The sequence below is a fragment of the Citrobacter sp. Cs237 genome (genome assembly GCF_030332325.1).
Taxonomy (GTDB): domain Bacteria; phylum Pseudomonadota; class Gammaproteobacteria; order Enterobacterales; family Enterobacteriaceae; genus Citrobacter_A; species Citrobacter_A sedlakii.
In genome coordinates this window covers 1-24,418 of the sequence record NZ_JAOWIB010000095.1, presented here as the reverse complement: position 1 = coordinate 24,418, position 24,418 = coordinate 1, and the positions used below count along the sequence as shown (strand labels likewise).

The 24,418-nt window shown below is 56.2% G+C and carries 22 protein-coding genes and 1 riboswitch; of the genes, 9 read left to right on the top strand and 13 right to left on the bottom strand.

Annotation, left to right across the window (positions count from 1 at the left end; genetic code table 11):
* Positions 1-65: 65 nt before the first annotated feature.
* Complete coding sequence (gene rpoC, locus OGY07_RS08195) at positions 66-4,289, top strand: DNA-directed RNA polymerase subunit beta' (protein WP_042293032.1); 4,224 nt, start codon at positions 66-68, stop codon at positions 4,287-4,289.
* Between the two features lie 85 nt (positions 4,290-4,374).
* Here the strand turns inward: rpoC and OGY07_RS08190 are convergent, their stop codons facing one another.
* From OGY07_RS08190 to OGY07_RS08145, 10 genes are all read right to left on the bottom strand, one after another.
* A complete protein-coding gene (locus tag OGY07_RS08190; protein WP_042293030.1) occupies positions 4,375-4,695 on the bottom strand; it encodes a PTS lactose/cellobiose transporter subunit IIA in 321 nt (106 codons plus the stop codon).
* Positions 4,695-5,003 (bottom strand): PTS sugar transporter subunit IIB, encoded by a 309-nt coding sequence (locus OGY07_RS08185; RefSeq protein WP_060569353.1) that lies wholly within the window; start codon positions 5,001-5,003, stop codon positions 4,695-4,697. The genes OGY07_RS08190 and OGY07_RS08185 overlap by 1 nt, the downstream gene beginning before the upstream one ends.
* 183 nt (positions 5,004-5,186) lie before the next feature.
* Positions 5,187-6,725: a sensor domain-containing diguanylate cyclase gene (locus OGY07_RS08180; RefSeq protein WP_060569354.1), complete on the bottom strand. Its 1,539-nt coding sequence runs from the start codon at positions 6,723-6,725 to the stop codon at positions 5,187-5,189.
* Positions 6,726-7,068: 343 nt separating this feature from the next.
* Positions 7,069-8,202, bottom strand: a complete 1,134-nt coding sequence (gene thiH, locus OGY07_RS08175; RefSeq protein ID WP_181822203.1) for a 2-iminoacetate synthase ThiH — start codon at positions 8,200-8,202, stop codon at positions 7,069-7,071.
* Positions 8,199-8,969: a thiazole synthase gene (gene thiG / locus OGY07_RS08170; protein ID WP_286599870.1), complete on the bottom strand. Its 771-nt coding sequence runs from the start codon at positions 8,967-8,969 to the stop codon at positions 8,199-8,201. Before thiG ends, thiH begins: the two co-directional genes overlap by 4 nt.
* Before the next feature lies 1 nt (position 8,970).
* On the bottom strand, positions 8,971-9,171 hold the full coding sequence (thiS, locus tag OGY07_RS08165; RefSeq protein WP_060569356.1) for a sulfur carrier protein ThiS: 201 nt from the start codon (positions 9,169-9,171) through the stop codon (positions 8,971-8,973).
* Positions 9,155-9,910 carry a HesA/MoeB/ThiF family protein gene (locus tag OGY07_RS08160; RefSeq protein ID WP_042293014.1) on the bottom strand — a complete coding sequence of 252 codons (756 nt, stop codon included), beginning with the start codon at positions 9,908-9,910 and terminating at the stop codon, positions 9,155-9,157. Before OGY07_RS08160 ends, thiS begins: the two co-directional genes overlap by 17 nt.
* On the bottom strand, positions 9,897-10,538 hold the full coding sequence (gene thiE / locus OGY07_RS08155; protein WP_286599886.1) for a thiamine phosphate synthase: 642 nt from the start codon (positions 10,536-10,538) through the stop codon (positions 9,897-9,899). The genes OGY07_RS08160 and thiE overlap by 14 nt, the downstream gene beginning before the upstream one ends.
* Complete coding sequence (gene thiC / locus OGY07_RS08150) at positions 10,538-12,433, bottom strand: phosphomethylpyrimidine synthase ThiC (protein ID WP_286599865.1); 1,896 nt, start codon at positions 12,431-12,433, stop codon at positions 10,538-10,540. The genes thiE and thiC overlap by 1 nt, the downstream gene beginning before the upstream one ends.
* A gap of 89 nt (positions 12,434-12,522) precedes the next feature.
* Positions 12,523-12,674, bottom strand: a riboswitch (TPP riboswitch).
* Positions 12,675-12,726: 52 nt separating this feature from the next.
* Complete coding sequence (locus tag OGY07_RS08145; RefSeq protein ID WP_042293006.1) at positions 12,727-13,215, bottom strand: Rsd/AlgQ family anti-sigma factor; 489 nt, start codon at positions 13,213-13,215, stop codon at positions 12,727-12,729.
* A 95-nt stretch (positions 13,216-13,310) separates the two neighbouring features.
* Here OGY07_RS08145 and nudC point away from each other — a divergent pair, with 95 nt between their 5' ends.
* The 6 genes from nudC (at position 13,311) to OGY07_RS08115 (ending at position 17,669) form a co-directional block, all read left to right on the top strand.
* On the top strand, positions 13,311-14,084 hold the full coding sequence (gene nudC, locus OGY07_RS08140) for an NAD(+) diphosphatase (protein ID WP_042293005.1): 774 nt from the start codon (positions 13,311-13,313) through the stop codon (positions 14,082-14,084).
* A 40-nt stretch (positions 14,085-14,124) separates the two neighbouring features.
* Positions 14,125-15,189, top strand: coding sequence for a uroporphyrinogen decarboxylase (hemE, locus tag OGY07_RS08135; RefSeq protein WP_042293003.1), 1,065 nt, complete (start codon positions 14,125-14,127; stop codon positions 15,187-15,189).
* A 9-nt stretch (positions 15,190-15,198) separates the two neighbouring features.
* Positions 15,199-15,870, top strand: a complete 672-nt coding sequence (gene nfi / locus OGY07_RS08130; protein WP_286599860.1) for a deoxyribonuclease V — start codon at positions 15,199-15,201, stop codon at positions 15,868-15,870.
* A gap of 41 nt (positions 15,871-15,911) precedes the next feature.
* Entirely contained in the window at positions 15,912-16,502 is a 591-nt protein-coding gene (locus OGY07_RS08125) for a YjaG family protein (RefSeq protein ID WP_042292998.1), read from the top strand.
* A gap of 186 nt (positions 16,503-16,688) precedes the next feature.
* Positions 16,689-16,961 carry a nucleoid-associated protein HU-alpha gene (hupA, locus tag OGY07_RS08120; protein ID WP_001044509.1) on the top strand — a complete coding sequence of 91 codons (273 nt, stop codon included), beginning with the start codon at positions 16,689-16,691 and terminating at the stop codon, positions 16,959-16,961.
* A 12-nt stretch (positions 16,962-16,973) separates the two neighbouring features.
* A complete protein-coding gene (locus tag OGY07_RS08115; RefSeq protein ID WP_042292996.1) occupies positions 16,974-17,669 on the top strand; it encodes a DUF1481 domain-containing protein in 696 nt (231 codons plus the stop codon).
* An 18-nt stretch (positions 17,670-17,687) separates the two neighbouring features.
* Here OGY07_RS08115 and zraP read toward each other — a convergent pair whose 3' ends face one another.
* Positions 17,688-18,122, bottom strand: a complete 435-nt coding sequence (gene zraP / locus OGY07_RS08110) for a zinc resistance sensor/chaperone ZraP (protein ID WP_286599884.1) — start codon at positions 18,120-18,122, stop codon at positions 17,688-17,690.
* Between the two features lie 256 nt (positions 18,123-18,378).
* Between zraP and zraS the strand changes: the two genes are divergently transcribed.
* Both zraS and zraR read left to right on the top strand, forming a co-directional pair.
* A complete protein-coding gene (gene zraS / locus OGY07_RS08105) occupies positions 18,379-19,782 on the top strand; it encodes a two-component system sensor histidine kinase ZraS (RefSeq protein WP_286599858.1) in 1,404 nt (467 codons plus the stop codon).
* Positions 19,779-21,104 carry a sigma-54-dependent response regulator transcription factor ZraR gene (zraR, locus tag OGY07_RS08100; protein ID WP_042292990.1) on the top strand — a complete coding sequence of 442 codons (1,326 nt, stop codon included), beginning with the start codon at positions 19,779-19,781 and terminating at the stop codon, positions 21,102-21,104. The genes zraS and zraR overlap by 4 nt, the downstream gene beginning before the upstream one ends.
* Here the strand turns inward: zraR and purD are convergent.
* Both purD and purH read right to left on the bottom strand, forming a co-directional pair.
* Positions 21,101-22,390, bottom strand: coding sequence for a phosphoribosylamine--glycine ligase (gene purD, locus OGY07_RS08095; protein WP_042292988.1), 1,290 nt, complete (start codon positions 22,388-22,390; stop codon positions 21,101-21,103). The two genes, zraR and purD, sit on opposite strands and share 4 nt — an antisense overlap.
* An 11-nt stretch (positions 22,391-22,401) precedes the next feature.
* A complete protein-coding gene (purH, locus tag OGY07_RS08090) occupies positions 22,402-23,991 on the bottom strand; it encodes a bifunctional phosphoribosylaminoimidazolecarboxamide formyltransferase/IMP cyclohydrolase (protein ID WP_269677840.1) in 1,590 nt (529 codons plus the stop codon).
* Between the last annotated feature and the right edge of the window lie 427 nt (positions 23,992-24,418).

The window sequence follows — 24,418 nt, the reverse complement described above, 5'->3', positions numbered from 1 at the left end:
ACAGGTCACTGCTGTCGGGGTAACACCCGGCAGCGGAATGTGCTAACTCCGACGGGAGCAAATCCGTGAAAGACTTATTAAAGTTTCTGAAAGCGCAAACTAAAACCGAAGAGTTTGATGCGATCAAAATTGCTCTGGCTTCGCCAGACATGATCCGTTCATGGTCTTTCGGTGAAGTTAAGAAGCCGGAAACCATCAACTACCGTACGTTCAAACCTGAGCGTGACGGCCTTTTCTGCGCCCGTATCTTTGGGCCGGTAAAAGATTACGAGTGCCTGTGCGGTAAGTACAAGCGCCTGAAACACCGCGGTGTGATCTGTGAGAAGTGCGGCGTAGAAGTGACCCAGACCAAAGTGCGCCGTGAGCGTATGGGCCACATCGAGCTGGCCTCTCCGACTGCTCACATCTGGTTCCTGAAATCGCTGCCGTCCCGTATCGGCCTGCTGCTCGATATGCCGTTGCGCGATATCGAACGCGTGCTGTACTTCGAATCCTATGTGGTTATCGAAGGCGGTATGACCAACCTGGAACGCCAGCAGATCCTGACTGAAGAACAGTATCTGGATGCGCTGGAAGAGTTCGGTGACGAATTCGACGCGAAAATGGGCGCCGAAGCGATCCAGGCCCTGCTGAAGAGCATGGATCTGGAGCAAGAATGTGAAACGCTGCGCGAAGAGCTGAACGAAACCAACTCCGAAACCAAGCGTAAGAAGCTGACCAAGCGTATCAAACTGCTGGAAGCGTTCGTACAGTCCGGCAACAAGCCGGAGTGGATGATCCTGACCGTTCTGCCGGTTCTGCCGCCAGATCTGCGTCCGCTGGTTCCGCTGGATGGCGGTCGTTTCGCAACGTCGGATCTGAACGATCTGTACCGCCGCGTGATCAACCGTAACAACCGTCTGAAACGTCTGCTGGATCTGGCTGCGCCGGACATCATCGTACGCAACGAAAAACGTATGCTGCAGGAAGCGGTTGACGCCCTGCTGGATAACGGTCGTCGCGGTCGTGCGATCACCGGTTCTAACAAGCGTCCTCTGAAATCTTTGGCCGACATGATCAAAGGTAAGCAGGGTCGTTTCCGTCAGAACCTGCTCGGTAAGCGTGTTGACTACTCCGGTCGTTCTGTTATCACCGTAGGTCCATACCTGCGTCTGCATCAGTGCGGCCTGCCGAAGAAAATGGCGCTGGAGCTGTTCAAACCATTCATTTACGGCAAGCTGGAACTGCGTGGCCTCGCCACCACCATCAAAGCCGCGAAGAAAATGGTTGAGCGCGAAGAAGCTGTCGTTTGGGATATCCTGGACGAAGTGATCCGCGAACACCCGGTACTGTTGAACCGTGCGCCGACGCTGCACCGTCTGGGTATCCAGGCATTCGAACCGGTACTGATCGAAGGTAAAGCTATCCAGCTGCACCCGCTGGTTTGTGCGGCGTATAACGCCGACTTCGATGGTGACCAGATGGCTGTTCACGTACCGCTGACGCTGGAAGCCCAGCTCGAAGCGCGTGCGCTGATGATGTCTACCAACAACATCCTGTCTCCGGCGAACGGCGAACCTATCATCGTTCCGTCTCAGGACGTTGTACTGGGTCTGTACTACATGACCCGTGACAGTGTTAACGCCAAAGGCGAAGGCATGGTGCTGACTGGCCCGAAAGAAGCTGAGCGTATTTATCGCGCTGGCCTGGCCTCTTTGCATGCGCGCGTCAAAGTGCGTATCACTGAATACGAAAAAGATGCTAACGGCGAATTCGTTGCGAAAACCAGCCTGAAAGACACGACTATTGGCCGTGCCATTCTGTGGATGATCGTACCGAAAGGTCTGCCTTTCTCCATCGTCAACCAGGCGCTGGGTAAGAAAGCGATCTCCAAAATGCTGAACACCTGCTACCGTATTCTGGGCCTGAAACCGACCGTAATTTTTGCGGACCAGACGATGTATACCGGCTTTGCGTATGCAGCGCGTTCAGGTGCATCCGTTGGTATCGATGACATGGTCATCCCGGACAAAAAATACGAGATCATCTCTGAGGCGGAAGCCGAAGTTGCTGAGATTCAGGAACAGTTCCAGTCTGGTCTGGTGACCGCGGGCGAACGCTATAACAAAGTGATCGATATCTGGGCTGCGGCGAACGATCGTGTATCCAAAGCGATGATGGATAACCTGCAAACCGAAACCGTGATTAACCGTGACGGTCAGGAAGAACAGCAGGTTTCCTTCAACAGCATCTACATGATGGCCGACTCCGGTGCGCGTGGTTCTGCTGCTCAGATTCGTCAGTTGGCGGGTATGCGTGGTCTGATGGCGAAGCCGGATGGCTCCATCATCGAAACGCCAATCACCGCGAACTTCCGTGAAGGTCTGAACGTACTCCAGTACTTCATCTCCACGCACGGTGCGCGTAAAGGTCTGGCGGATACCGCGCTGAAAACGGCGAACTCCGGTTATCTGACCCGTCGTCTGGTTGACGTGGCGCAGGATCTGGTGGTAACCGAAGACGACTGTGGTACGCACGAAGGTATCCTGATGACGCCGGTTATCGAGGGTGGCGACGTTAAAGAACCGCTGCGCGATCGCGTACTGGGTCGTGTTACCGCTGAAGACGTACTGAAGCCGGGTACTGCCGACATTCTGGTTCCGCGCAACACGCTGCTGCACGAACAGTGGTGTGACCTGCTGGAAGAGAACTCTGTCGATGCCGTGAAAGTGCGTTCCGTCGTATCCTGCGACACCGACTTTGGTGTCTGTGCGCACTGCTACGGTCGTGACCTGGCGCGTGGCCACATCATCAACAAAGGTGAGGCTATCGGCGTTATCGCGGCACAGTCCATCGGTGAACCGGGTACACAGCTGACGATGCGTACGTTCCACATCGGTGGTGCGGCATCTCGTGCGGCTGCGGAATCCAGCATCCAGGTGAAAAACAAAGGTAGTATCAAGCTCAGCAACGCGAAGTCGGTTGTGAACTCCAGCGGTAAACTGGTTATCACCTCCCGTAACACCGAGCTGAAGCTGATCGACGAATTCGGTCGTACCAAAGAGAGCTATAAAGTGCCTTACGGCGCGGTTATGGCGAAAGGTGATGGCGAGCAGGTTGCCGGCGGTGAAACCGTTGCAAACTGGGATCCGCACACCATGCCGGTTATCACCGAAGTAAGTGGTTTCATCCGCTTTACTGACATGATTGACGGCCAGACCATTACGCGTCAAACCGACGAACTGACCGGTCTGTCTTCTCTGGTGGTTCTGGATTCTGCTGAACGTACTACCGGCGGTAAAGATCTGCGTCCTGCACTGAAAATCGTTGATGCTCAGGGTAACGACGTGCTGATCCCGGGTACCGATATGCCTGCGCAGTACTTCCTGCCGGGTAAAGCGATTGTACAGCTGGAAGATGGCGTACAGATCAGCTCTGGTGACACCCTGGCGCGTATTCCGCAGGAATCCGGCGGTACCAAGGATATCACCGGTGGTCTGCCGCGCGTTGCGGACCTGTTCGAAGCCCGTCGTCCGAAAGAGCCGGCAATCCTGGCTGAAATCAGCGGTATTATTTCCTTCGGTAAAGAGACCAAAGGGAAACGTCGTCTGGTTATCACCCCGGTAGACGGTAGCGAGCCATACGAAGAGATGATTCCGAAATGGCGTCAGCTCAACGTGTTCGAAGGTGAACGCGTAGAACGTGGTGACGTGGTTTCCGACGGTCCGGAAGCGCCGCACGACATCCTGCGTCTGCGTGGTGTGCATGCTGTGACCCGTTACATTGTTAACGAAGTCCAGGACGTATACCGTCTGCAGGGCGTTAAGATTAACGATAAGCACATCGAAGTTATCGTTCGTCAGATGCTGCGTAAAGCCACCATCGAAAACGCGGGCAGCTCCGACTTCCTGGAAGGCGAGCAGGTTGAATACTCCCGCGTCAAGATCGCGAACCGCGAACTGGAAGCGAACGGCAAAGTGGGCGCAACGTACTCCCGCGATCTGCTGGGTATCACCAAAGCGTCTCTGGCTACCGAATCGTTCATTTCTGCCGCATCGTTCCAGGAAACCACGCGTGTCCTGACCGAAGCAGCCGTTGCGGGTAAACGCGACGAACTGCGTGGCCTGAAAGAGAACGTTATCGTGGGTCGTCTGATCCCGGCAGGTACCGGTTACGCGTACCACCAGGATCGTATGCGTCGTCGCGCAGCGGGCGAACTGCCAGCTGCACCGCAGGTGACTGCCGAAGATGCATCCGCGAGCCTTGCAGAACTGCTGAACGCAGGTCTGGGCGGTTCCGACAACGAATAATCGTTGATGCCTTTAACAAAAAACCCGCTTCGGCGGGTTTTTTTATACTTTTTTTCAGCCCGGTAAGCGTCTCGCCACCGCGTTTTTATTCGTTCGAAAGCGGTAGCCGACGATAAAGCTCAATCATATCGCCCGCCAGATCCTGGATGACCATCGCGTTCATCAGGTGATCCTGCGAGTGGACGGTAATCAGGTTAACCGGCAACTTTCCTGTACCTTCATCGAGCCCAATAAGCTGCGTCTGGATGGTGTGCGCATGCTTCACATACTCGCGCGACTCTTTCATCGCTTTTTCGGCTTCGTCAAAATCACCTTTGCGAGCCATCTGCAACGCTGTCAGGGCAGCACTGCGCGCCGCACCCGCGTTGACCAGCAGTTCCATGATTGTCGTTTCTAAGTCTTCCATTATGACTCCAGCAGTTTGAGCGCTTTTTCCAGTACGGCATCGCCTTTCATCATGCCGTAATCCATCATGTCGATCACCGCGACCTTCTTGCCCAGCGGATCGGCCTGCGCCTGCAGCTTTGCCTGCTCGTATTTCACCTGCGGGCCCAGCAGAACAATATCCGCCGTAGCGATATTTTCCTTGAACTCGGCGACGGGCACTGCCTTGATAGTGACTTCAACGCCTTTCTTCTGAGCGGCATCTTTCATCCGTTGTACCAGCATGCTGGTGGACATCCCGGCGGCACAGCATAAAACGATGTTCTTCATAGTTGGCTCTCACGGTTCCGTTGATACTTCATCTTTAGTCCCGCTGCAGGCAGAGAACAACCGGCTCACGTTGAATGTGTGTAAAGCATCACAAAGAAACCGCACAAAAAATGAAACCGGTTACGGTTTTTCTTAATTCGTAAAAAAGCCCGTCGTGACGGGCTTTGCAGGGTGGGGCCGAAATCAGCCGTTGGTGGTGATGATGCGATTCTTGCCTTCCTGTTTCGCTTTATACAAGGCTTCATCTACCCGCATCACCAACTGTTCCTGGCTTTCCAGATTCCATTCACCCAGTCCGGCGCTGAAGGTGACATGTAACCCTTCCTCACGCCAGGTTCGCCGGGCGATCTGTTCACGCCAGCGTTCCAGCAACGGAAGCGCATTGTTTAACTGCTCACCCGAAAACAGTACGGCAAATTCTTCACCGCCATAGCGGTACAAGGACACCGCCTCGGGTTGCAGGATCTGAATGCCTTCACGCGCGACGTTGCGTAAAACAATGTCTCCGTTCAGGTGGCCCCATGTGTCATTGATGGATTTAAAGTTATCAATATCTACCAGCGCCAGGGCAAACGGTTGGTGATCGTTCATCAGCGCGGCAATGTCGTTATCAAACGCGCGCCGGTTTTTACAGCCGGTCAGGGCGTCAATCGTCGCCTGACGCACGTAAATCAACTCGCGTTCTTTGTTGGATTCAATGGCCTTACTGAGCATCGCTTCAAGACGCGGCGCGCGGTTAACATCGCCGGTTTTGATCGCATTGATAATGTTCATCAGTACCGTACGCGAAGCGTGACGCAAATAAAGGCCGAACAATGCAATCATGATGGCGGCGAGGGCAAAGCCCCAGGCGACAATATTGGTCTCATGGCGCGTCAGATCCAACAGCGTGGGATTCGACACCCGATAAATCACAAACCAGTCCGGATTGGTAAATGAATAGTAGTAGTACCAGGTTTGGCTGTCCGGATCGTACAGGTTCCCTTCGCCGCTGGTCATCTTATTCATGATGTCTTTACTGACGTACTGCTTGAACAACGCGCCCGTATCCGGATGAAGCACCACCTGCCCGTCTCGATCGACTACGAAAAATTCACCCTGTACAGGGGCAACCATCTGACGCAGGGTATACCCCATCGAGGTCAGATCGAGGTGAAATGCGATACTGCCTTTCAGTTTGCCCTCCGGCGAGATTATGGGTTTGTAGATCGTCACCGTCGGATTGCGGGTGAAGTGGTCAAGGTAGGGTGAGGTGTAGCGACTAAAGGTGCTGGCCTCGGCTTGATCCATAAACCACGGGCGCGTTTTGGCGTCAAAAGACCGACTGCGTTCGTTGTTCAGCACCTGCGGTGCGCGCAGATAATGACCCTCAATATCAGCCAGCGAGACGGAAGAGACGGAAGGCATCAGCGTTTGTAACTGCATCAGCGTCTTCAGGCCGTTGTCCGGGTCGAGGTTCACCGTTTCATTCAAATGATCATTGCGGGAAAAAAAGGTCGCCGCGCGGCCCAGAATATAATCATTTTCACGCAACAGCGATTCGGTATAGTTCACCGCGAGGTTATGGGTAAAGTTACGGTTGATGTTATGGTAATCCTCAAGGAAATCATTCCGTTGAGTAAACGTAATAAAGATGGCGATCAGCACAAAGCTCAGCAAGATCCCCGTAAAGCTCACCAGTATGGGTGTGGTAAAAGAGAGTTTTCTGTTATGACGTGCCATTACTGTTACTTGTTCCAGAAGGTAAAAATCCTGAAGATAAGTGCGCCGTGAAACGCGCAAAGTGGCTTTGCATATCAGGAAAGGATGCCTGTAATTATAATCCCGACAATATGACTCGCGGTGATTTATCTTAAATATTACGCCGTCTTGTTGCCACTTTTCGCTGAAACTGGGATTTAACCTCGCCGATAGCAGTGAGGGCAGGGCGAAACGAGGAAGAAGCTTTTCGCCCTGGACAGCACTGCTGACGGACGTACCTTAAAAAAGCGGGAGGCTGACAGCAACCGCCCGTTTTCTGTTCTCCGTAGCGGCCCGGAGAATAATTACCGGTTTACATTATCGTTCATGATCTTTGCGAGACGCGCCCAAGGTATGGGTCCCAGTCCTTCCACACCGGCTGTAACCCCCGGGCGCTAAGCGCGTCGGCGACAGCGGCAGGACGCCGGTTATCATGGGGGACGAACTGCTCCAGTTCAGGATGGTTGTCGGCATAGCCGCCCGGCTGCGTTTTCGAGAAGGCGCTGACGTTATTGATGGCCAGCGGAATAACGTGGTCCCGAAACCACGGCGACTCCCGCGTGGACAGCGACAGCTCAATCTCCGGCGCGAACAGACGAAAGGCGCAAATGGTCTGCACCAGTTGACGTTCATCCATGAGCGATGCTGGCGCTATACCCCCCGTGCACGGACGCAGGCGCGGGAAAGAGACAGAATACCGGCTCTGCCAGTAGTGTTGCTGCAACCAGAGTAGATGTTCAGCCATCATGTAGCAATCGACCCGCCAACTGTCCGAAAGGCCAATCAGCGCGCCAAGGCCAATTTTATCGATCCCGGCGCGCCCCAGACGATCCGGCGTTTCGAGCCGCCAGATAAAGTCCTGCTTCTTGCCCCGGAGATGGTGTTGCGCATACTGCGCCTCATGCCAGGTTTCCTGATACACCATCACGCCGTCAAGTCCCAGCGTTTTTAGTTCGGCGTACTCCGCTTCCGATAATGGCTGCACCTCCATCTGCAACGATGAAAACCGACGACGAATAGCGGGAAGGTGGCGTCGAAAATAGTCCATTCCCACCTTAGCCTGATGTTCACCGGTCACCAGCAGCAGATGCTCAAACCCCAGTTCGCGAATGGCGTCGCACTCCCGCGCAATCTCTGCCTCATCCAGCGTCTTGCGCTTGATGCGGTTGCTCATTGAAAAACCACAGTAAGTACAGTCGTTTGCACACAAATTAGAGAGATACAGCGGAACGTAAAAGCTTACCGTGTTGCCGAAGCGCTGGCGGGTAAGCTTCTGCGCCCGCTGCGCCAGCGGTTCCAGATACGCGCTGGCCGCAGGCGACAGCAACGCCATCATATCGTCACGGCTGAGTACGTGAGCGTTAAGCGCCCGTTCCACGTCAGCGGACGTTTTGCTGTTGATGCGCAGGCGAATATCATCCCAGTCCAGCTGTCGCCAGCGCTCAGTGAACGTTTTCATACTGACGCCTCCAGAAAGCCCGTCAGCGGGCTGGTGGCGCTGGCGTTGGCGCGACGAGAGCCGGGCACCGCCTGGCGTGCCAGTAACCCGGCTTCGACCGCCAGGCGGAAGGCGCTCGCCATGGTGACCGGATCGTCAGCCACCGCGATGGCCGTATTAACCAGCACGGCATCCGCCCCCATTTCCAGAGCCTGCGCCGCGTGGCTGGGGATGCCAATGCCAGCGTCCACCACCACCGGAACAGTCGCCTGTTGGATGATGATCTCCAGCATCGCGCGCGTTTCCAGCCCCTGATTAGAGCCAATTGGCGCGCCTAACGGCATCACCGCCGCGCAGCCTGCTTCTTCCAGCCGTTTGCACAACACCGGGTCAGCGCCGCAGTAGGGCAATACTACGAATCCCTGTTTCACCAGCGCGTCGGCGGCTTTCACTGTTTCGATGGGATCCGGCAGCAGCCAGCGAGCATCAGGATGGATTTCGAGCTTCAGCCAGTTTGTCCCGAGCGCTTCGCGCGCCAGCTGTGCGGCAAAAATGGCTTCTTCAGCCGTTTTCGCGCCGGAGGTGTTAGGTAACAGCGTCATACCTGCCTCGATCAGCGGCGCGAGTATCGCGTCATTTGGCTTATGCAAATCTACCCGCTTCATCGCCAGCGTCACCAACTGACTGCCTGAGGCGCGGATGGCGTCAATCATCAACTGCGGCGAGGCAAATTTCCCCGTGCCGGTAAACAGATGTGAATCAAAGGTTTTATCTGCGATACGTAACATCTCAACCCCCTGCGATAACCTGAAAAAGCAGGATCTGGTCGCCTTCCTGCACGATTTGGCGTTCCCACTGCTCGCGCGGCAGGATCTGTTGATTGAGCGCCAGCGCGGTGCCGGGCTTAAGCTGATTGAGCTGCGTCAGCAGGTCTGACACCGACAGCTCGCTCGCACACTGTATTGGCTCATCATTAAACACGATTTGCATGTTGCCCTCCGCAGACCGGACAGTTGCTGGCGCGCCGTAACGCCAGGCTGCGCCACTGGCTGGTTTTGCCGTCAAACAGGCGCATTTCGCCGGTGGGCGCTTCCACACCGCTAAGCCATTTGATCGCCTCCAGCGCCTGTAATGCGCCCATCACCCCAACCACCGGGCCAACCACGCCTGCGGTACGACAGTTGCGCTCTGGCTCATCGTCGTCCGGCCACAGGCAGCGGTAACAGCCCTGCGTCCAGGGCGGCGTCAGTACCATGAGCTGTCCGCCGAACCCAACGGCGCTGGCGGTAATCAGCGGTGTATCAAGCGCCACGCAGGCAGCGTTAATCGCCTGACGCGTCGCCATATTATCGGTGCAGTCGAGCACCACATCCGCCTGCGCCACCGCCTGCCTGAGGGCGTCACCGGACAGGCGTTGCGGTAACGCGATCAACTCGATATCCGGATTGAGACGCGCCAGACGCTGCCGCGCGATCTGCGATTTGGGGTGCGCGATATCATCAGCAGTGAACAGTATTTGTCGTTGCAGGTTGCTGATGTGCACCTCGTCGTCGTCGGCCAGCACCAGCGTGCCGATGCCTGCGCCAGCCAGATAAAGCGCGGCAGGCGAACCTAAACCGCCCAGGCCGACAATCAGCACATGGCTGTCGAGTAGCCTTTGCTGCCCTTCTACAGCAATCTCGCCAAGCAGAATTTGACGGCTGTAGCGCATAAAATCACGATCGTTCATCACCCACTCCTGCTAATTCGAGTAACTGCGCGGTAGCGACGCGCCAGTCTTCGGCCTGAGTGATCGCACTGACCACCGCAATGCTACCGACACCGGTTTCCAGCACGGCAGGGGCGCGTTCAAGGCTGATCCCGCCGATGGCGACGGTGGGATAATCGGCAAGGCGCTTAATGTGCGCCGTCAACTGCGTCAACCCCTGCGGCGCCGAAGGCATCTGTTTGGTTTGCGTCGGGAAAACGTGGCCAAGGGCGATATAGGAGGGGCGAGCGGCGAGCGCCACGTCGATCTCCATATCGTCATGAGTGGAAACGCCAAGTCGCAAGCCGGCTTCGCGGATGGCATGCAAATCGGTGGTTTCCAGATCTTCCTGGCCCAGATGTACGCCGTAGGCATTGTGCTTGATCGCCAGCCGCCAGTAGTCGTTGATAAACAGGCGGGCATCGTAGCGACGCCCGAGCGCAATGGCGGCGGCCACGTCAGCCTCTACCTCTTCATCGCGTTTATCCTTGATGCGTAGCTGGAGGGTACGTACGCCCGCCTCCAGCAGGCGTTCGATCCACGCGACGCTGTCGACAACCGGATACAGCCCCAGACGAAAAGGGACGGAAGGAAAATCGGTCTGATACATCACGCTTCCTCCTTACGCAGATAAATTTCGCCGCCCCTGGCGCGGAAATTCTCCGACATATCCGCCATCCCCACTTCAATGGTCTGCGCGGCGGCGTAGTCACGCACCTCCTGGCTGATTTTCATTGAGCAGAATTTGGGCCCGCACATGGAGCAGAAGTGAGCCACTTTGCCTGATTCCTGCGGCAGGGTTTCGTCGTGATAGGCGCGAGCGGTAAACGGGTCCAGCGCCAGGTTGAACTGGTCTTCCCAGCGGAATTCAAAGCGCGCTTTCGACATCGCGTTGTCGCGGATCTGCGCGCCCGGGTGGCCTTTCGCCAGATCCGCGGCGTGGGCGGCAATTTTGTAAGTGATCAGCCCCTGTTTCACGTCCTCTTTGTTTGGCAAACCGAGGTGTTCTTTCGGCGTCACATAGCAGAGCATGGCGCAGCCAAACCAGCCGATCATCGCCGCGCCAATGCCGGAGGTAAAGTGGTCATATCCCGGTGCAATATCCGTGGTTAACGGCCCCAGGGTGTAGAACGGCGCTTCGTGGCAGTGTTCCAGCTCCTCGGTCATGTTGCGACGGATCATCTGCATCGGCACATGTCCTGGCCCCTCGATCATCACCTGTACGTCGTATTCCCAGGCGATTTTTGTCAGCTCGCCCAGGGTGTGCAGTTCAGCGAATTGCGCTTCGTCGTTGGCATCCTGAATGGAACCGGGGCGCAGGCCGTCTCCCAGCGAGAGCGAAACGTCGTAAGCGGCGCAGATTTCGCAGATCTCGCGGAAACGCGTATAGAGGAAGTTTTCCTGATGATGGGACAAACACCACTTCGCCATGATCGACCCACCGCGCGAGACGATGCCGGTCAGGCGTTTCGCCGTCATTGGCACGTAACGCAGCAACACGCCGGCGTGAATAGTGAAGTAGTCCACGCCCTGTTCCGCCTGTTCCAGCAATGTGTCGCGAAAGGCTTCCCAGGTGAGATCTTCAGCGATCCCATTAACTTTCTCCAGCGCCTGATAGATCGGGACAGTGCCGATCGGCACCGGGCTATTACGCAGGATCCATTCGCGGGTTTCGTGAATATAGCGGCCAGTGGAAAGGTCCATCACCGTGTCTGCGCCCCAGCGGGTTGACCATACCAGCTTTTCCACCTCTTCTTCGATGGAGGAAGTGACCGCCGAGTTGCCGATGTTAGCGTTGACCTTCACCAGGAAATTGCGGCCAATGATCATTGGCTCGGATTCCGGGTGGTTGATGTTGGCGGGAATAATCGCGCGGCCCGCAGCCACTTCGTCACGCACAAACTCCGGCGTGATGTTCTCCGGCAGGCGTGCGCCAAAGCCCTCGCCCGGATGCTGATGGCGCAGGACTTCGCTGCGGATGCGCTCACGGCCCATGTTTTCACGAATGGCGATAAATTCCATCTCTGGCGTGACGATCCCCTGGCGGGCGTAATGTAGCTGTGTGACACGGCGACCCGCTTTGGCGCGTTTTGGCGTCAGCAGGCCGGTAAAGCGCAGCGCATCCAGACCGTCGTCGGCCAGGCGAGCTTTGGTATAGGCAGAGCTGCGATCGCTGAGCGCTTCACTGTCCTCACGCGCGTCAATCCACGGTTGGCGCAGTTTCGTCAGACCCTGCTGCACGTTGATGGCAATTTCCGGGTCGCCATAGGGGCCGGAGGTATCGTACACCGGTACGGCTTCATTAGCTTCGAACTGAGGAGCCTCTTTGCTGCCGCCGATAAGCGTCGGGCTAAGCTGGATCTCCCGCATCGGGACGCGGATATCCGGCTGTGAACCGGTAATGTAGATCCGCTTCGAATTGGGGAAAGCGGTGCCTTCCAGCGTATCAATAAAATGCTGGGCCTGGGCGCGCTGTTCGCGACGGGTTAACTGAGTGGTAGACATAGCTCATTCCATAAAAAAATTAAGGACGTGGCTTGTCAGACGACGGATGGAGTAATGGATGTGCGCCGCCCTTGCGGGCAGGTGCATGATGCAGAATTACTCTTGTTCCCTTCGCAGGTCTTAACCTGATCAGGTTCCGCGGATCCCGAATTAACGGTCTCAGCCTTTTCCACTTCATTCTTTGCGTTACCTTCTGGCATCGCGGATACGTTGTGGAAATCAGGCACTCCGACAAGATGACATCCCCTCCGGAGAGGGGGACGTTTTTAACCTACTCGTTAATTGCGCAGAACTCAAGCAGGTCGTTTAATTCTGGCGTGGTCATGCATGGCGTCAAATACCAGCATAATCAGCTTATCTTCGAGAACAAAGCGTGCTTCCAGCGCTTCGCCGATATCCGACAGCGCCTGTTGAAATTCATAGCAATTGTCATGATCGATGGCGGTCTCGAGAGTGGAATCATAGTAGTTCATGATCTGCTGGGTATTGGCTTCCAGCTGTGGCCAGATTTTGGTCGCGTTTAAAAGCTGACCGTTCCCTTCCAATTTATGCAGAATACGTTCATAAATACTGAAGTGTCCGGCGGAAAGGTAATCGACCAGGCTCTGACAAAAATCATCCAGCGCTTTTTCATTCAACCGCATGTACGATTCTTTGCCAGGCTTAATGCCAACCAGATTGTAGTAAGCCACGAGCAGATGCTTACGTACATGTAGCCAGCGATCAACCAGTTTATTACTTCCACCGACGCGTTCCGTCAGGTTTTCCAGCTGGTTTAACATGATTGACTCCGCAAGTGTAGAGTTAAAACTGCTTACCCAGAAATGTAAAAATAATGTTATCAACATGCCAGTGACGCAAAGGTAGTGCAAGAGCTATGGATCGTATTATTGAAAAATGGGATCACGGCTGGTGGATCGTCAGTCATGAACAAAAATTATGGTTGCCCCATGGGGAATTGCCACACGGCGACGCGGCAAATTTCGATCTTGTGGGACAGCGCGCATTACACATTGGCGAATGGGAAGGTGAGTCTGTCTGGTTGATACAGCAGCAGCGTCGTCACGATATGGGGTCAGTCCGCCAGGTTATCGATCAGGATGTCGGCTTGTTTCAACTGGCGGGGCGGGGCGTGCAACTGGCGGAGTTCTTCCGCTCGCACAAATTCTGCGGCTACTGCGGTCACCCTATGCACCCGAGTAAAACCGAATGGGCAATGCTGTGTCGCCACTGCCGTGAACGCTACTATCCACAAATCGCCCCCTGTATTATTGTCGCCATTCGTCGTGATGACACCCTTCTGCTCGCCCAACATACCCGCCATCGCAATGGCATTCATACCGTGCTCGCCGGGTTCGTGGAGGTTGGCGAAACGCTGGAACAGGCTGTCGCGCGCGAAGTGATGGAAGAGAGCGGGATTACCGTGAAAAATCTGCGCTACGTGACCTCGCAGCCGTGGCCGTTCCCGATGTCGTTGATGACCGCGTTTATGGCGGAATACGACAGCGGCGAGATTGTCATCGATCCAAAAGAGTTGCTGGAAGCGGACTGGTATCGCTACGACGATTTACCGCTTTTACCGCCGCCAGGCACCGTCGCGCGCCGTCTGATCGAAGATACGGTGGCAATATGTCGGGCTGAATATGAATGACATGGTAAACTGACGGACTGACGCAATAAGGAACTGCAAAATGACCGAACTGAAAAACGATCGTTATCTGCGTGCGCTGCTGCGCCAGCCCGTTGATGTCACCCCGGTATGGATGATGCGCCAGGCTGGCCGTTATTTACCGGAGTATAAAGCGACCCGCGCCCAGGCAGGCGATTTTATGTCCCTGTGCAAAAACGCCGAGCTGGCCTGCGAAGTCACGCTCCAGCCGCTGCGCCGTTATCCGCTGGATGCGGCGATCCTCTTTTCGGACATTCTGACCATTCCGGATGCGATGGGGCTGGGCCTTTACTTTGAAGCCGGAGAAGGCCCACGTTTTACTTCGCCGGTCGCCTGTAAGGCTGACGTCGACAAACTCCCCATTCCCGATCCGGAAGACGAGCTGGGCTACGTGATGAACGCCGTGCGTACGATTCGCCGTGAACTGAAAGGCGAGGTCCCGCTCATCGGCTTCTCCGGTAGCCCGTGGACGCTGGCGACCTACATGGTGGAAGGCGGCAGCAGCAAGGCTTTCACCGTGATCAAGAAGATGATGTACGCCGACCCGCATACCCTGCACGCGCTGCTCGATAAGCTGGCGAAAAGCGTCACGCTGTATCTCAACGCGCAAATCAAAGCGGGCGCCCAGTCGGTGATGATTTTCGATACCTGGGGCGGCGTGCTGACCGGACGCGACTATCAGCAGTTCTCACTGTACTACATGCACAAAATTGTCGATGGCCTGCTGCGAGAAAATGACGGTCGCCGCGTGCCGGTCACACTATTCACCAAAGGCGGCGGACAGTGGCTGGAAGCGATGGCGGAAACCGGCTGTGACGCGCTGGGACTGGACTGGACCACCGATATTGCCGACGCGCGTCGCCGCGTCGGGCATAAGGTCGCCCTGCAAGGCAACATGGACCCGTCGATGCTTTATGCGCCGCCTGCCCGCATCGAAGAGGAAGTGGCGTCTATACTTTCTGGTTTCGGCCAGGGCGAAGGCCACGTCTTTAACCTCGGCCACGGCATCCATCAGGATGTGCCGCCGGAACACGCTGGCGCATTTGTGGAGGCCGTACACCGACTGTCCGCGCAATACCACCGCTAAGGAGAAACCATGGATCTCGCGTCGCTACGCGCTCAACAACTTGACCTTGCTTCATCCGTGATCCGCGAGGATCGGCTCGATAACGATCCGCCGGATCTGATCGCTGGGGCAGACGTCGGGTTTGAGCAGGGGGGAGAGGTGACGCGAGCAGCAATGGTTTTGCTGAAATACCCTTCTCTTGAGCTGGTCGAATACAAGGTGGCGCGTATCGCCACCACCATGCCTTATATCCCCGGCTTCCTCTCGTTTCGTGAATACCCCGCGCTGTTCGCGGCGTGGGAACAACTCTCACAAAAACCCGATCTGCTGTTTGTCGACGGTCACGGTGTTTCACACCCGCGCCGTCTCGGCGTCGCCAGCCATTTTGGGCTGCTGGTGGACGTGCCCACTATTGGCGTGGCGAAAAAACGCCTGTGCGGCAAGTTTGAACCGCTCTCCGCGGAGCCTGGCGCACTGGCACCGCTGATGGACAAAGGCGAGCAACTGGCCTGGGTGTGGCGCAGCAAAGCGCGGTGTAATCCGCTGTTTATCGCGACAGGGCATCGCGTCGGGCTGGACAGCGCGCTGGCGTGGGTGCAACGCTGCATGAAAGGCTATCGTCTGCCGGAGCCGACTCGCTGGGCGGATGCCGTTGCGTCAGGGCGTCCGGCCTTCACGCGATGGCAGGAAATTCAGCCCTGATTAATGTACACTGCGGCTAATTTCCGTTTCGAGAATTCATCATGTTACAAAACCCGATTCATCTGCGTCTGGAACGCCTGGAAAGCTGGCAGCACGTTACGTTTATGGCCTGCCTGTGCGAGCGCATGTATCCGAACTACGCCATGTTCTGCAAACAGACGGACTTTGGCGACGGTCAGGTGTATCGCCGTATCCTCGACCTCATCTGGGAAACGCTGACGGTGAAAGACGCGAAAGTGAATTTCGACAGCCAACTGGAGAAATTCGAAGAGGCGATTCCGGTCGCGGACGACTATGACCTGTATGGCGTTTATCCGGCGATAGACGCCTGTGTGGCGTTGAGCGAACTGGTACATTCTCGTTTGAGCGGAGAAACGCTTGAACATGCCATTGAAGTCAGTAAGACATCCATTACCACGGTAGCGATGCTGGAAATGACTCAGGCGGGTCGCGAAATGACCGATGAGGAGCTGAAAGAGAACCCTGCGGTTGAGCAGGAATGGGATATTCAGTGGGAAATATTCCGACTTTTAGCCGACTGCGAAGAACGCGACATTGAACTGATAAAAGGGCTCAGAGCAGACCTGCGTGAGGCTGGCGAGAGCAATATCGGTATAAATTTTCAGCAATAAGACACGAAAACGTGATTTAACGTCTGAATTGTCGTGCCTGAAGGCTTCCCTTCCGCCCCCCGTCTGGTCTACATTTGGAGGGCGAAAAAAAGTGGCTATCGGTGCGTGTATGCAGGAGAGTGCTTTTCTGGCATTTCCGTCGCACTCGATGCTTAGCAAGCGATAAACACATTGTAAGGATAACTTATGAACAAGACTCAACTGATTGATGTAATTGCAGACAAAGCAGAACTGTCCAAAACCCAGGCTAAAGCTGCTCTGGAATCTACTCTGGCTGCCATTACTGAGTCTCTGAAAGAAGGCGATGCTGTACAACTGGTTGGTTTCGGTACCTTCAAAGTGAACCACCGTGCTGAGCGTACTGGCCGCAACCCGCAGACCGGTAAAGAAATCAAAATCGCCGCTGCTAACGTACCGGCATTTGTTTCTGGTAAGGCACTGAAAGACGCTGTTAAGTAAGACCGCGTGGCTGTGAACAGTTTTAACGAAGGGGCGGTGTCGCCCCTTTTGTCTGTCTGGCGTCGTACGCTGGCGCTGGCGGGCGTGCTGTTGCTGACGGCCTGCAGTCATAACGCTTCTCCACCGCCCTTTACCGCCAGCGGATTCGCTGACGATCAGGGCGCCGTGCGTATCTGGCGTAAAGATGAAGCAGACGGCGTGCATCTGCTTTCGGTGTTTAGCCCGTGGCGTAACGGCAGTACTACCACCAGCGAGTACCGCTGGCAGGGAGAAACCCTCTCTCTGATTGAACTCAATATTTACAGCAAACCGCCGGAGCATATCCGCGTGCGGTTTGACGATCGCGGTGAGCTGAGCTTTATGCAGCGTGAAGTCGACGGACATAAGCAGCAGCTTTCTAACGATCAAATCGCCTTATACCGCTATCGCGCGGGGCAGATTCGCCAGACCAGCGACGCACTGCGCCTGGGGCGCGTGGTGTTGCGACAGGGACGCTGGCATGCCGCTGAGCGTACGGTGACCACCTGTGAAGGCGAAACACTGAAACCCGATCTGGAGCCATGGGCAATGAATCATATCGAGCGCCGCCAGCGCCACTCGTCAATGGACGTAAGCGTGGCGTGGCTGGAAGCGCCCGAAGGTTCACAACTGTTGCTGGTGGCAAACTCTGACTTCTGTCGCTGGCAGCCGACCGAGAAGACGTTCTGACGCAAGTCGGCGTGCGCTTTACCAGTGCCCCATCCCCATATGACCGCCACGTCCTCCGCAGCCGCCGTAGCCCATACCCGCGCCCTGCAGTACGCCTGCTTCCGCCATCTCCACATCGCGTTTCACCCGCAGATCGTCCAGCGACTGGCGTAACGACGTCATCTCTTTCGCGACGGCGTTGATCTTTGCGCTGTCCGGGGGATTGGTGGAGAGCAGCGCGTTATACTCATAACGTTTAGACATGAGCTGTTGGCGCAGTGTGTTGGCCTGGTTGTAGTACGTATTATGGATTTTTTGTGCGGCGACTTGCTGTTCCGCAGTGAGCGGAGCGGTGTTTTGCTGCCACATACCGTCGCCATAACCCCAGTGATGCCGTGCCAGCGCCGGGCTGGCGCCCAAAACCATCAGCGAAAGCGCAATCATCGCCAGGCCTGCTTTGTTATTCCGTTTCATCATTTATCCTCCTGTTGGTCATCTCACTCACCTTATTGCATCTTCCGTGCCAGCGGACTGAGCCCCGGAAATGGCGGCCTGAGTCAGCGCGCTCACGAAAAAGCGAGTAAAAATGACCCGCCGGAATAACCCCGCGCGTCATTTTTACTCGTTTCGGGCCGGGGTTGAGTGCCTGAACAGGGATATGCGCGGTAAAAAGTGGCATGATTTCTGCTGAATCGGGAGAGATTAATAACGGGTGAAAGCGAAGGGGATTATGCGACACCACAAGGATACGGTTACGAAATGGCTCAGCGGCATACTGCCCGTCGCCATTCTGATTCTGGTCGGGCTATTCGCCGCCGCAGTGATCCGTGATTATGGCCGGGAAAGTGACTCTGCACGTCAGACGCTACTGGAAAAAGGCGGCGTGCTGATTCGCGCGCTGGAGTCGGGCACGCGCGTCGGGATGGGGATGCGCATGCATCACGCCCAGCAGCAGACCCTGTTGGAAGAGATGGCGGGGCAGCCTGGCGTGCTTTGGTTTGCGGTCACGGATGCGCAGGGAAATATCCTGATGCACAGCGATCCTGCGCGGGTGGGCGGAACCCTTTACGCGGCAGATGAGATACAGCGTTTGCATCCCGGTGAGGACGCGCGCTGGCGCTCTGTTGACGCCGTGGATGAACAGGGGAAAACCGTTCCCGCACTGGAGATTTACCGCCAGTTCCAGCCACTACATTCGCCGGGTCGACACGGCATGGGCGCCATGCCGCGTTGCGAGGGGCGCAATGCCGGAATATCTTCCACGCCGCAGACGATTTTCATCGCCTTTGACGCCAGTGAGTTAGCCACCACCCAGGCGCGTGAGTGGCGCAATATGCTGATCATGCTTTTCGCCTTAACGACAGTGCTGTTGGCGACGTTATTGGCCTTTTTCTGGTACCGGCGATATCTCCGTTCGCGACAACTGCTTCAGGACGAAATGAACCGGCAGGAAAAACTGCTGGCGCTTGGGCATCTGGCGGCGGGGGTGGCGCATGAAATCCGCAATCCGCTGTCATCCATTAAAGGGCTGGCGCGGTATTTTGCCGAGCGCGCCCCGGCGGGCGGTGAAGCGCACGCGCTGGCGCAGGTGATGGCGAAAGAGGCCGACCGGTTAAACCGGGTCGTCAGCGAGCTACTTGAGCTGGTGAAGCCCGCTCATTTGACGCTCCAGTCGGTAGATCTCAATACGGTCATTACCCATTCGCTGCAGTTGGTGAGCCAGGACGCGCAGAGTCGGGCGATTGAATTGCGGTTTACGCCCAATGAGGCCCTGCCGCTTATCCAGGCCGATCCGGACAGGTTGACGCAGGTGTTGTTAAACCTTTACCTGAACGCGATACACGCCATCGACAGGCAAGGTACGATTAACGTCGATATAAGCATGAGCGGTGCCGATCGCGTTAAGATTGTCGTTGCAGACAGCGGGAAGGGGATTGCGCCGGAACAGCTGGAGACGATTTTTACCCCTTACTACACCACAAAAGCCGAAGGCACCGGGCTGGGCCTGGCGGTAGTGCAAAACATCATTGAACAGCATGGTGGGACGATCAAGGCAGAAAGCCCGGCGGGCAAAGGCGCTATCTTTACCCTCTGGCTGCCGGTAAAAGCAAAACAGAAGGAAGTACAAGGATGACGGGCGAAACGATCGACATTCTGGTGGTAGATGATGATGTCAGCCACTGCACGATATTACAGGCGCTGCTTCGCGGCTGGGGCTATAACGTCGCGCTGGCATACAGCGGGCGGGCGGCGCTGGAGAAGATACGCGAGCATGTCTTTGACCTGGTATTGTGCGATGTGCGCATGGCGGAACTGGATGGTATTGAGACGCTCAAAGAGATTAAAGCGCTTAACCCGGCAATTCCGGTACTGATCATGACAGCGTTTTCCAGCGTCGAGACGGCGGTGGAAGCGTTAAAAACCGGGGCGCTGGATTACCTGATCAAACCGCTGGATTTTGACCGCCTACAGGAGACGCTGGAGAAATCGCTGGCCCATGCGCAGGAGGCGCCGGGCGATCTGCCGTCCGTTTCCGCCAGCCAGTTCGGTATGGTGGGAAAAAGCCCGGCGATGCAGCAGCTGTTGAGCGAAATCGCAATGGTTGCCCCATCCGACGCGACGGTGCTGATTCATGGTGACTCCGGTACCGGCAAAGAGCTGGTCGCGCGCGCGCTCCATGCCAGCAGCGCGCGCAGCGACAAGCCGCTGGTCACGCTGAACTGTGCGGCGCTCAATGAGTCCCTGCTGGAATCCGAACTGTTCGGGCATGAAAAGGGGGCGTTTACCGGCGCCGACAAGCGTCGCGAGGGCCGCTTTGTCGAAGCCGACGGCGGTACACTGTTTCTGGATGAGATCGGCGATATCTCGCCCATGATGCAGGTGCGTCTGCTGCGGGCAATCCAGGAGCGTGAAGTGCAGCGGGTAGGCAGCAACCAGACGCTCACGGTTGACGTACGTCTGATCGCCGCCACCCATCGGGATCTGGCGCAGGAAGTCAGCGCCGGGCGCTTTCGTCAGGATCTCTACTACCGGCTGAACGTGGTAACCATCGAAATGCCGTCCCTGCGTCAGCGTCGGGAAGACATTCCGCTGTTAGCCGAACATTTTCTTCAGCGTTTTGCGGCACGTAACCGCAAAGCGGTGAAAGGCTTTACGCCACAGGCGATGGATCTGCTGATTCATTACGCCTGGCCGGGGAATATCCGCGAACTGGAAAACGCCATTGAGCGTGCCGTGGTGTTGCTGACGGGAGAGTACATTTCAGAACGTGAATTGCCGCTGACGATTGCGGGACAGCCGATCCCGCTTGTGCAGGAGCAAACCATTCAGCCGCTGGTGGAGGTTGAAAAAGAGGTGATTCTGGCGGCGCTTGAAAAAACGGGCGGCAACAAAACGGAAGCCGCCCGTCAGTTAGGGATTACGCGTAAAACGCTGCTTGCAAAACTGTCGCGTTAGTTTTGCTCGCGTTCAATGGCGCGCCAGCCGATGTCGTGACGGCAGAAGCAGTCGTCCCAGCGGATGTCGGTCATTAAGGCATACGCCCGTTTCTGGGCTTCGGCAACGGTGTCACCGAGTGCGGTTACGCACAGAACGCGACCACCGCTGGTGACGACCTGCTCGTCATCAGCCAGTTTTGTACCGGCGTGGAAGACTTTACCGTCCGCCACGTCTTCCAGCGGCAGGCCGTGGATCACATCGCCGTTGCGGTAGTCACCCGGGTATCCGCCCGCGGCCATCACCACGCCCAGTGAAGCGCGCTTATCCCATTCGGATTTTTGTGCGTCCAGTTTGCCTTCGCAGGCCGCCAGACACAGTTCAACCAGATCGGACTTCATGCGCAGCATGATAGGCTGGGTTTCCGGATCGCCAAAGCGGCAGTTGAATTCAATGACCTTCGGGTTACCCTGCTTGTCGATCATCAGCCCCGCATACAAGAAACCGGTATACGTATTGCCTTCCGCCGCCATCCCTTTTACGGTTGGCCAGATAATGCGTTCCATGGTGCGCTGATGAACGTCGTCGGTAACCACTGGCGCGGGCGAGTAGGCACCCATTCCGCCAGTGTTCAGGCCGGTATCGCCATCGCCCACGCGCTTATGATCCTGACTGGTTGCCATCGGCAGTACATGCTCGCCGTCCACCATCACGATAAAGCTGGCTTCTTCCCCGTCGAGAAATTCCTCGATCACTATGCGGTGACCCGCGTCGCCAAAAGCGTTGCCTGCCAGCATATCCTGAACCGCGGCTTCCGCCTCTTCGAGCGTCATCGCGACAATCACGCCTTTCCCGGCGGCCAGACCGTCGGCCTTGATGACAATTGGCGCGCCTTTTTCACGTAAGTAAGCCAGAGCAGGCTCCACGTCGGTGAAGTTCTGATATTCCGCCGTCGGGATGTGATGACGAGCGAGAAAATCTTTGGTGAAGGCTTTGGAGCCTTCGAGCTGCGCGGCGCCTTCGGTTGGCCCGAAGATTTTCAGACCCGCGGCGCGGAAGGTATCCACCACCCCCATCACTAACGGCGCTTCCGGCCCGACGATGGTGAGATCGATCTTCTCGCTTTGGGCGAAATTCAGCAGCGCCGGAATATCGGTAGCGCTGATTGCCACATTCTGCAGCGTGGGTTCCAGCGCGGTACCGGCGTTACCCGGCGCAACATAGACGGTTTCGACTTTTGGCGACTGAGCGGCTTTCCACGCCAGCGCGTGCTCGCGCCCGCCGTTGCCAATCACTAATACTTTCATCTGTTGCTCCATTAATGGCGGAAGTGGCGCATGTCGGTGAAGATCATCGCGATACCGTGCTCGTCGGCGGCGGCAATCACTTCATCATCGCGGATAGAACCGCCAGGCTGGATCACGCAGCTCACGCCCACGGCGGCAGCGGCGTCAATACCATCGCGGAACGGGAAGAAGGCGTCAGAAGCCATTGCAGAACCTTTGACTTCCAGACCTTCATCGCCTGCCTTAATCCCGGCGATTTTCGCGGAATAAACGCGGCTCATCTGGCCTGCGCCAATGCCGATAGTCATATTCTCTTTCGCATAAACAATGGCGTTAGACTTCACGAATTTCGCCACTTTCCAGCAGAACAGCGCGTCACGCAGTTCCTGCTCACTCGGCTGACGTCTGGTCACCACGCGCAGGTCGGCTTCCGTTACCATACCCAGATCGCGATCCTGAACCAGCAGACCGCCGTTTACGCGTTTGAAGTCCAGACCCGGCACGCGTTCTGCCCACTGGCCGCAAACCAGCACGCGCACGTTCTGTTTGGCAGAAGTGATTTTCAGCGCTTCTTCAGAGGCAGATGGCGCGATGATCACTTCAACAAACTGGCGGGAGATGATGGCCTGAGCAGTTTCGGCATCCAGCTCGCGGTTGAAGGCGATAATACCGCCGAACGCGGAGGTCGGATCGGTTTTATAGGCGCGATCGTAAGCGTCCAGAATAGAGGTGCTTACGGCAACGCCGCATGGGTTGGCGTGCTTGACGATAACGCAGGCCGGCTCGCTGAATTCTTTCACACATTCCAGCGCAGCGTCGGTGTCGGCAATATTGTTATAAGAGAGCGCTTTGCCCTGAACCTGCTGAGCGGTGGCGACCGACGCCTCTTTTATCTCTTCTTCTATATAGAAGGCGGCCTGCTGGTGGCTGTTCTCACCGTAACGCATATCCTGTTTTTTAATAAAGTTCAGGTTCAGGGTACGCGGGAAACGACCGGCGGCGTCTTTACTTTCGCCGTGGTAGGCCGGAACCATACTACCAAAGTAGTTGGCAATCATGCTGTCGTACGCGGCGGTGTGTTCGAAGGCTTTGATGGCGAGGTCGAAACGCGTCTTCAGGGTCAGTGACCCTTCGTTGGCATCCATTTCGTTAATGATGGCGTTGTAGTCGCTGCTCTTTACCACAATGGCGACATCTTTATGATTCTTGGCGGCGGAGCGCACCATGGTCGGACCACCAATATCAATGTTTTCAACCGCGTCTTCCAGCGAGCAGCCTTCACGGGCTACGGTCTGGGCGAACGGATACAGGTTCACCACAACCATATCAATAGGCGCGATACCGTGTTGTTCCATAATGCCATCATCCTGACCGCGACGGCCAAGAATGCCGCCGTGGACTTTCGGATGCAGGGTCTTCACGCGTCCATCCATCATTTCCGGGAAACCGGTGTAATCGGAAACTTCGGTCACCGGCAGACCTTTATCTGCTAACAGACGGGCAGTGCCCCCTGTCGACAGCAGCTCCACACCACGTGCGGAAAGTGCCTGGGCGAATTCGATGATACCGGCCTTGTCAGAAACACTGAGCAGAGCGCGGCGGACTGGACGACGTTGTTGCATGGTAAATCCCCTGGATTTGACTATTACAGAGAGCGTTAGCTGAATCTTTCTCGAAAAACTTAGCTAACGCCCCTTATGGGGCATCCTTGTTTTGCGGGGGCATTGTAACGAAAACGTTTGCGCAACGCTCGCGAATTTTTCTTTTTCGATTTCGACATCGCTTTTCCCATTGTTGAAGCTCCTTTATTGCAGGAACGATCTACGCAAAGATCGCCATCTTTGTGGATAACTCTGTGTGTAAAAGGGTATAAGGCGGGGTTTTGCTGGGGAATGCAGCAGTCAGACATTTTTCTGCAATTTTTCTATTGCGGATGCTCGGGAACTCCCTATAATGCGCCTCCATCGACACGGCGGATGTGAATCACTTCACACAAACAGCCGGTCCGGTTGAAGAGAAAAATCCTGAAATTCAGGGTTGACTCTGAAA

Bases quoted from the DNA above. Each gene is read 5' to 3' on its own strand.
- OGY07_RS08190 (WP_042293030.1), bottom strand. From the start codon at position 4,695: ATGGAAGACTTAGAAACGACAATCATGGAACTGCTGGTCAACGCGGGT.
- OGY07_RS08185 (WP_060569353.1), bottom strand. From the start codon at position 5,003: ATGAAGAACATCGTTTTATGCTGTGCCGCCGGGATGTCCACCAGCATG.
- OGY07_RS08180 (WP_060569354.1), bottom strand. From the start codon at position 6,725: ATGGCACGTCATAACAGAAAACTCTCTTTTACCACACCCATACTGGTG.
- thiH (WP_181822203.1), bottom strand. From the start codon at position 8,202: ATGAAAACGTTCACTGAGCGCTGGCGACAGCTGGACTGGGATGATATT.
- thiG (WP_286599870.1), bottom strand. From the start codon at position 8,969: ATGTTACGTATCGCAGATAAAACCTTTGATTCACATCTGTTTACCGGC.
- thiS (WP_060569356.1), bottom strand. From the start codon at position 9,171: ATGCAAATCGTGTTTAATGATGAGCCAATACAGTGTGCGAGCGAGCTG.
- OGY07_RS08160 (WP_042293014.1), bottom strand. From the start codon at position 9,910: ATGAACGATCGTGATTTTATGCGCTACAGCCGTCAAATTCTGCTTGGC.
- thiE (WP_286599886.1), bottom strand. From the start codon at position 10,538: ATGTATCAGACCGATTTTCCTTCCGTCCCTTTTCGTCTGGGGCTGTAT.
- thiC (WP_286599865.1), bottom strand. From the start codon at position 12,433: ATGTCTACCACTCAGTTAACCCGTCGCGAACAGCGCGCCCAGGCCCAG.
- OGY07_RS08145 (WP_042293006.1), bottom strand. From the start codon at position 13,215: ATGTTAAACCAGCTGGAAAACCTGACGGAACGCGTCGGTGGAAGTAAT.
- nudC (WP_042293005.1), top strand. From the start codon at position 13,311: ATGGATCGTATTATTGAAAAATGGGATCACGGCTGGTGGATCGTCAGT.
- hemE (WP_042293003.1), top strand. From the start codon at position 14,125: ATGACCGAACTGAAAAACGATCGTTATCTGCGTGCGCTGCTGCGCCAG.
- nfi (WP_286599860.1), top strand. From the start codon at position 15,199: ATGGATCTCGCGTCGCTACGCGCTCAACAACTTGACCTTGCTTCATCC.
- OGY07_RS08125 (WP_042292998.1), top strand. From the start codon at position 15,912: ATGTTACAAAACCCGATTCATCTGCGTCTGGAACGCCTGGAAAGCTGG.
- hupA (WP_001044509.1), top strand. From the start codon at position 16,689: ATGAACAAGACTCAACTGATTGATGTAATTGCAGACAAAGCAGAACTG.
- zraP (WP_286599884.1), bottom strand. From the start codon at position 18,122: ATGAAACGGAATAACAAAGCAGGCCTGGCGATGATTGCGCTTTCGCTG.
- zraS (WP_286599858.1), top strand. From the start codon at position 18,379: ATGCGACACCACAAGGATACGGTTACGAAATGGCTCAGCGGCATACTG.
- zraR (WP_042292990.1), top strand. From the start codon at position 19,779: ATGACGGGCGAAACGATCGACATTCTGGTGGTAGATGATGATGTCAGC.
- purD (WP_042292988.1), bottom strand. From the start codon at position 22,390: ATGAAAGTATTAGTGATTGGCAACGGCGGGCGCGAGCACGCGCTGGCG.
- purH (WP_269677840.1), bottom strand. From the start codon at position 23,991: ATGCAACAACGTCGTCCAGTCCGCCGCGCTCTGCTCAGTGTTTCTGAC.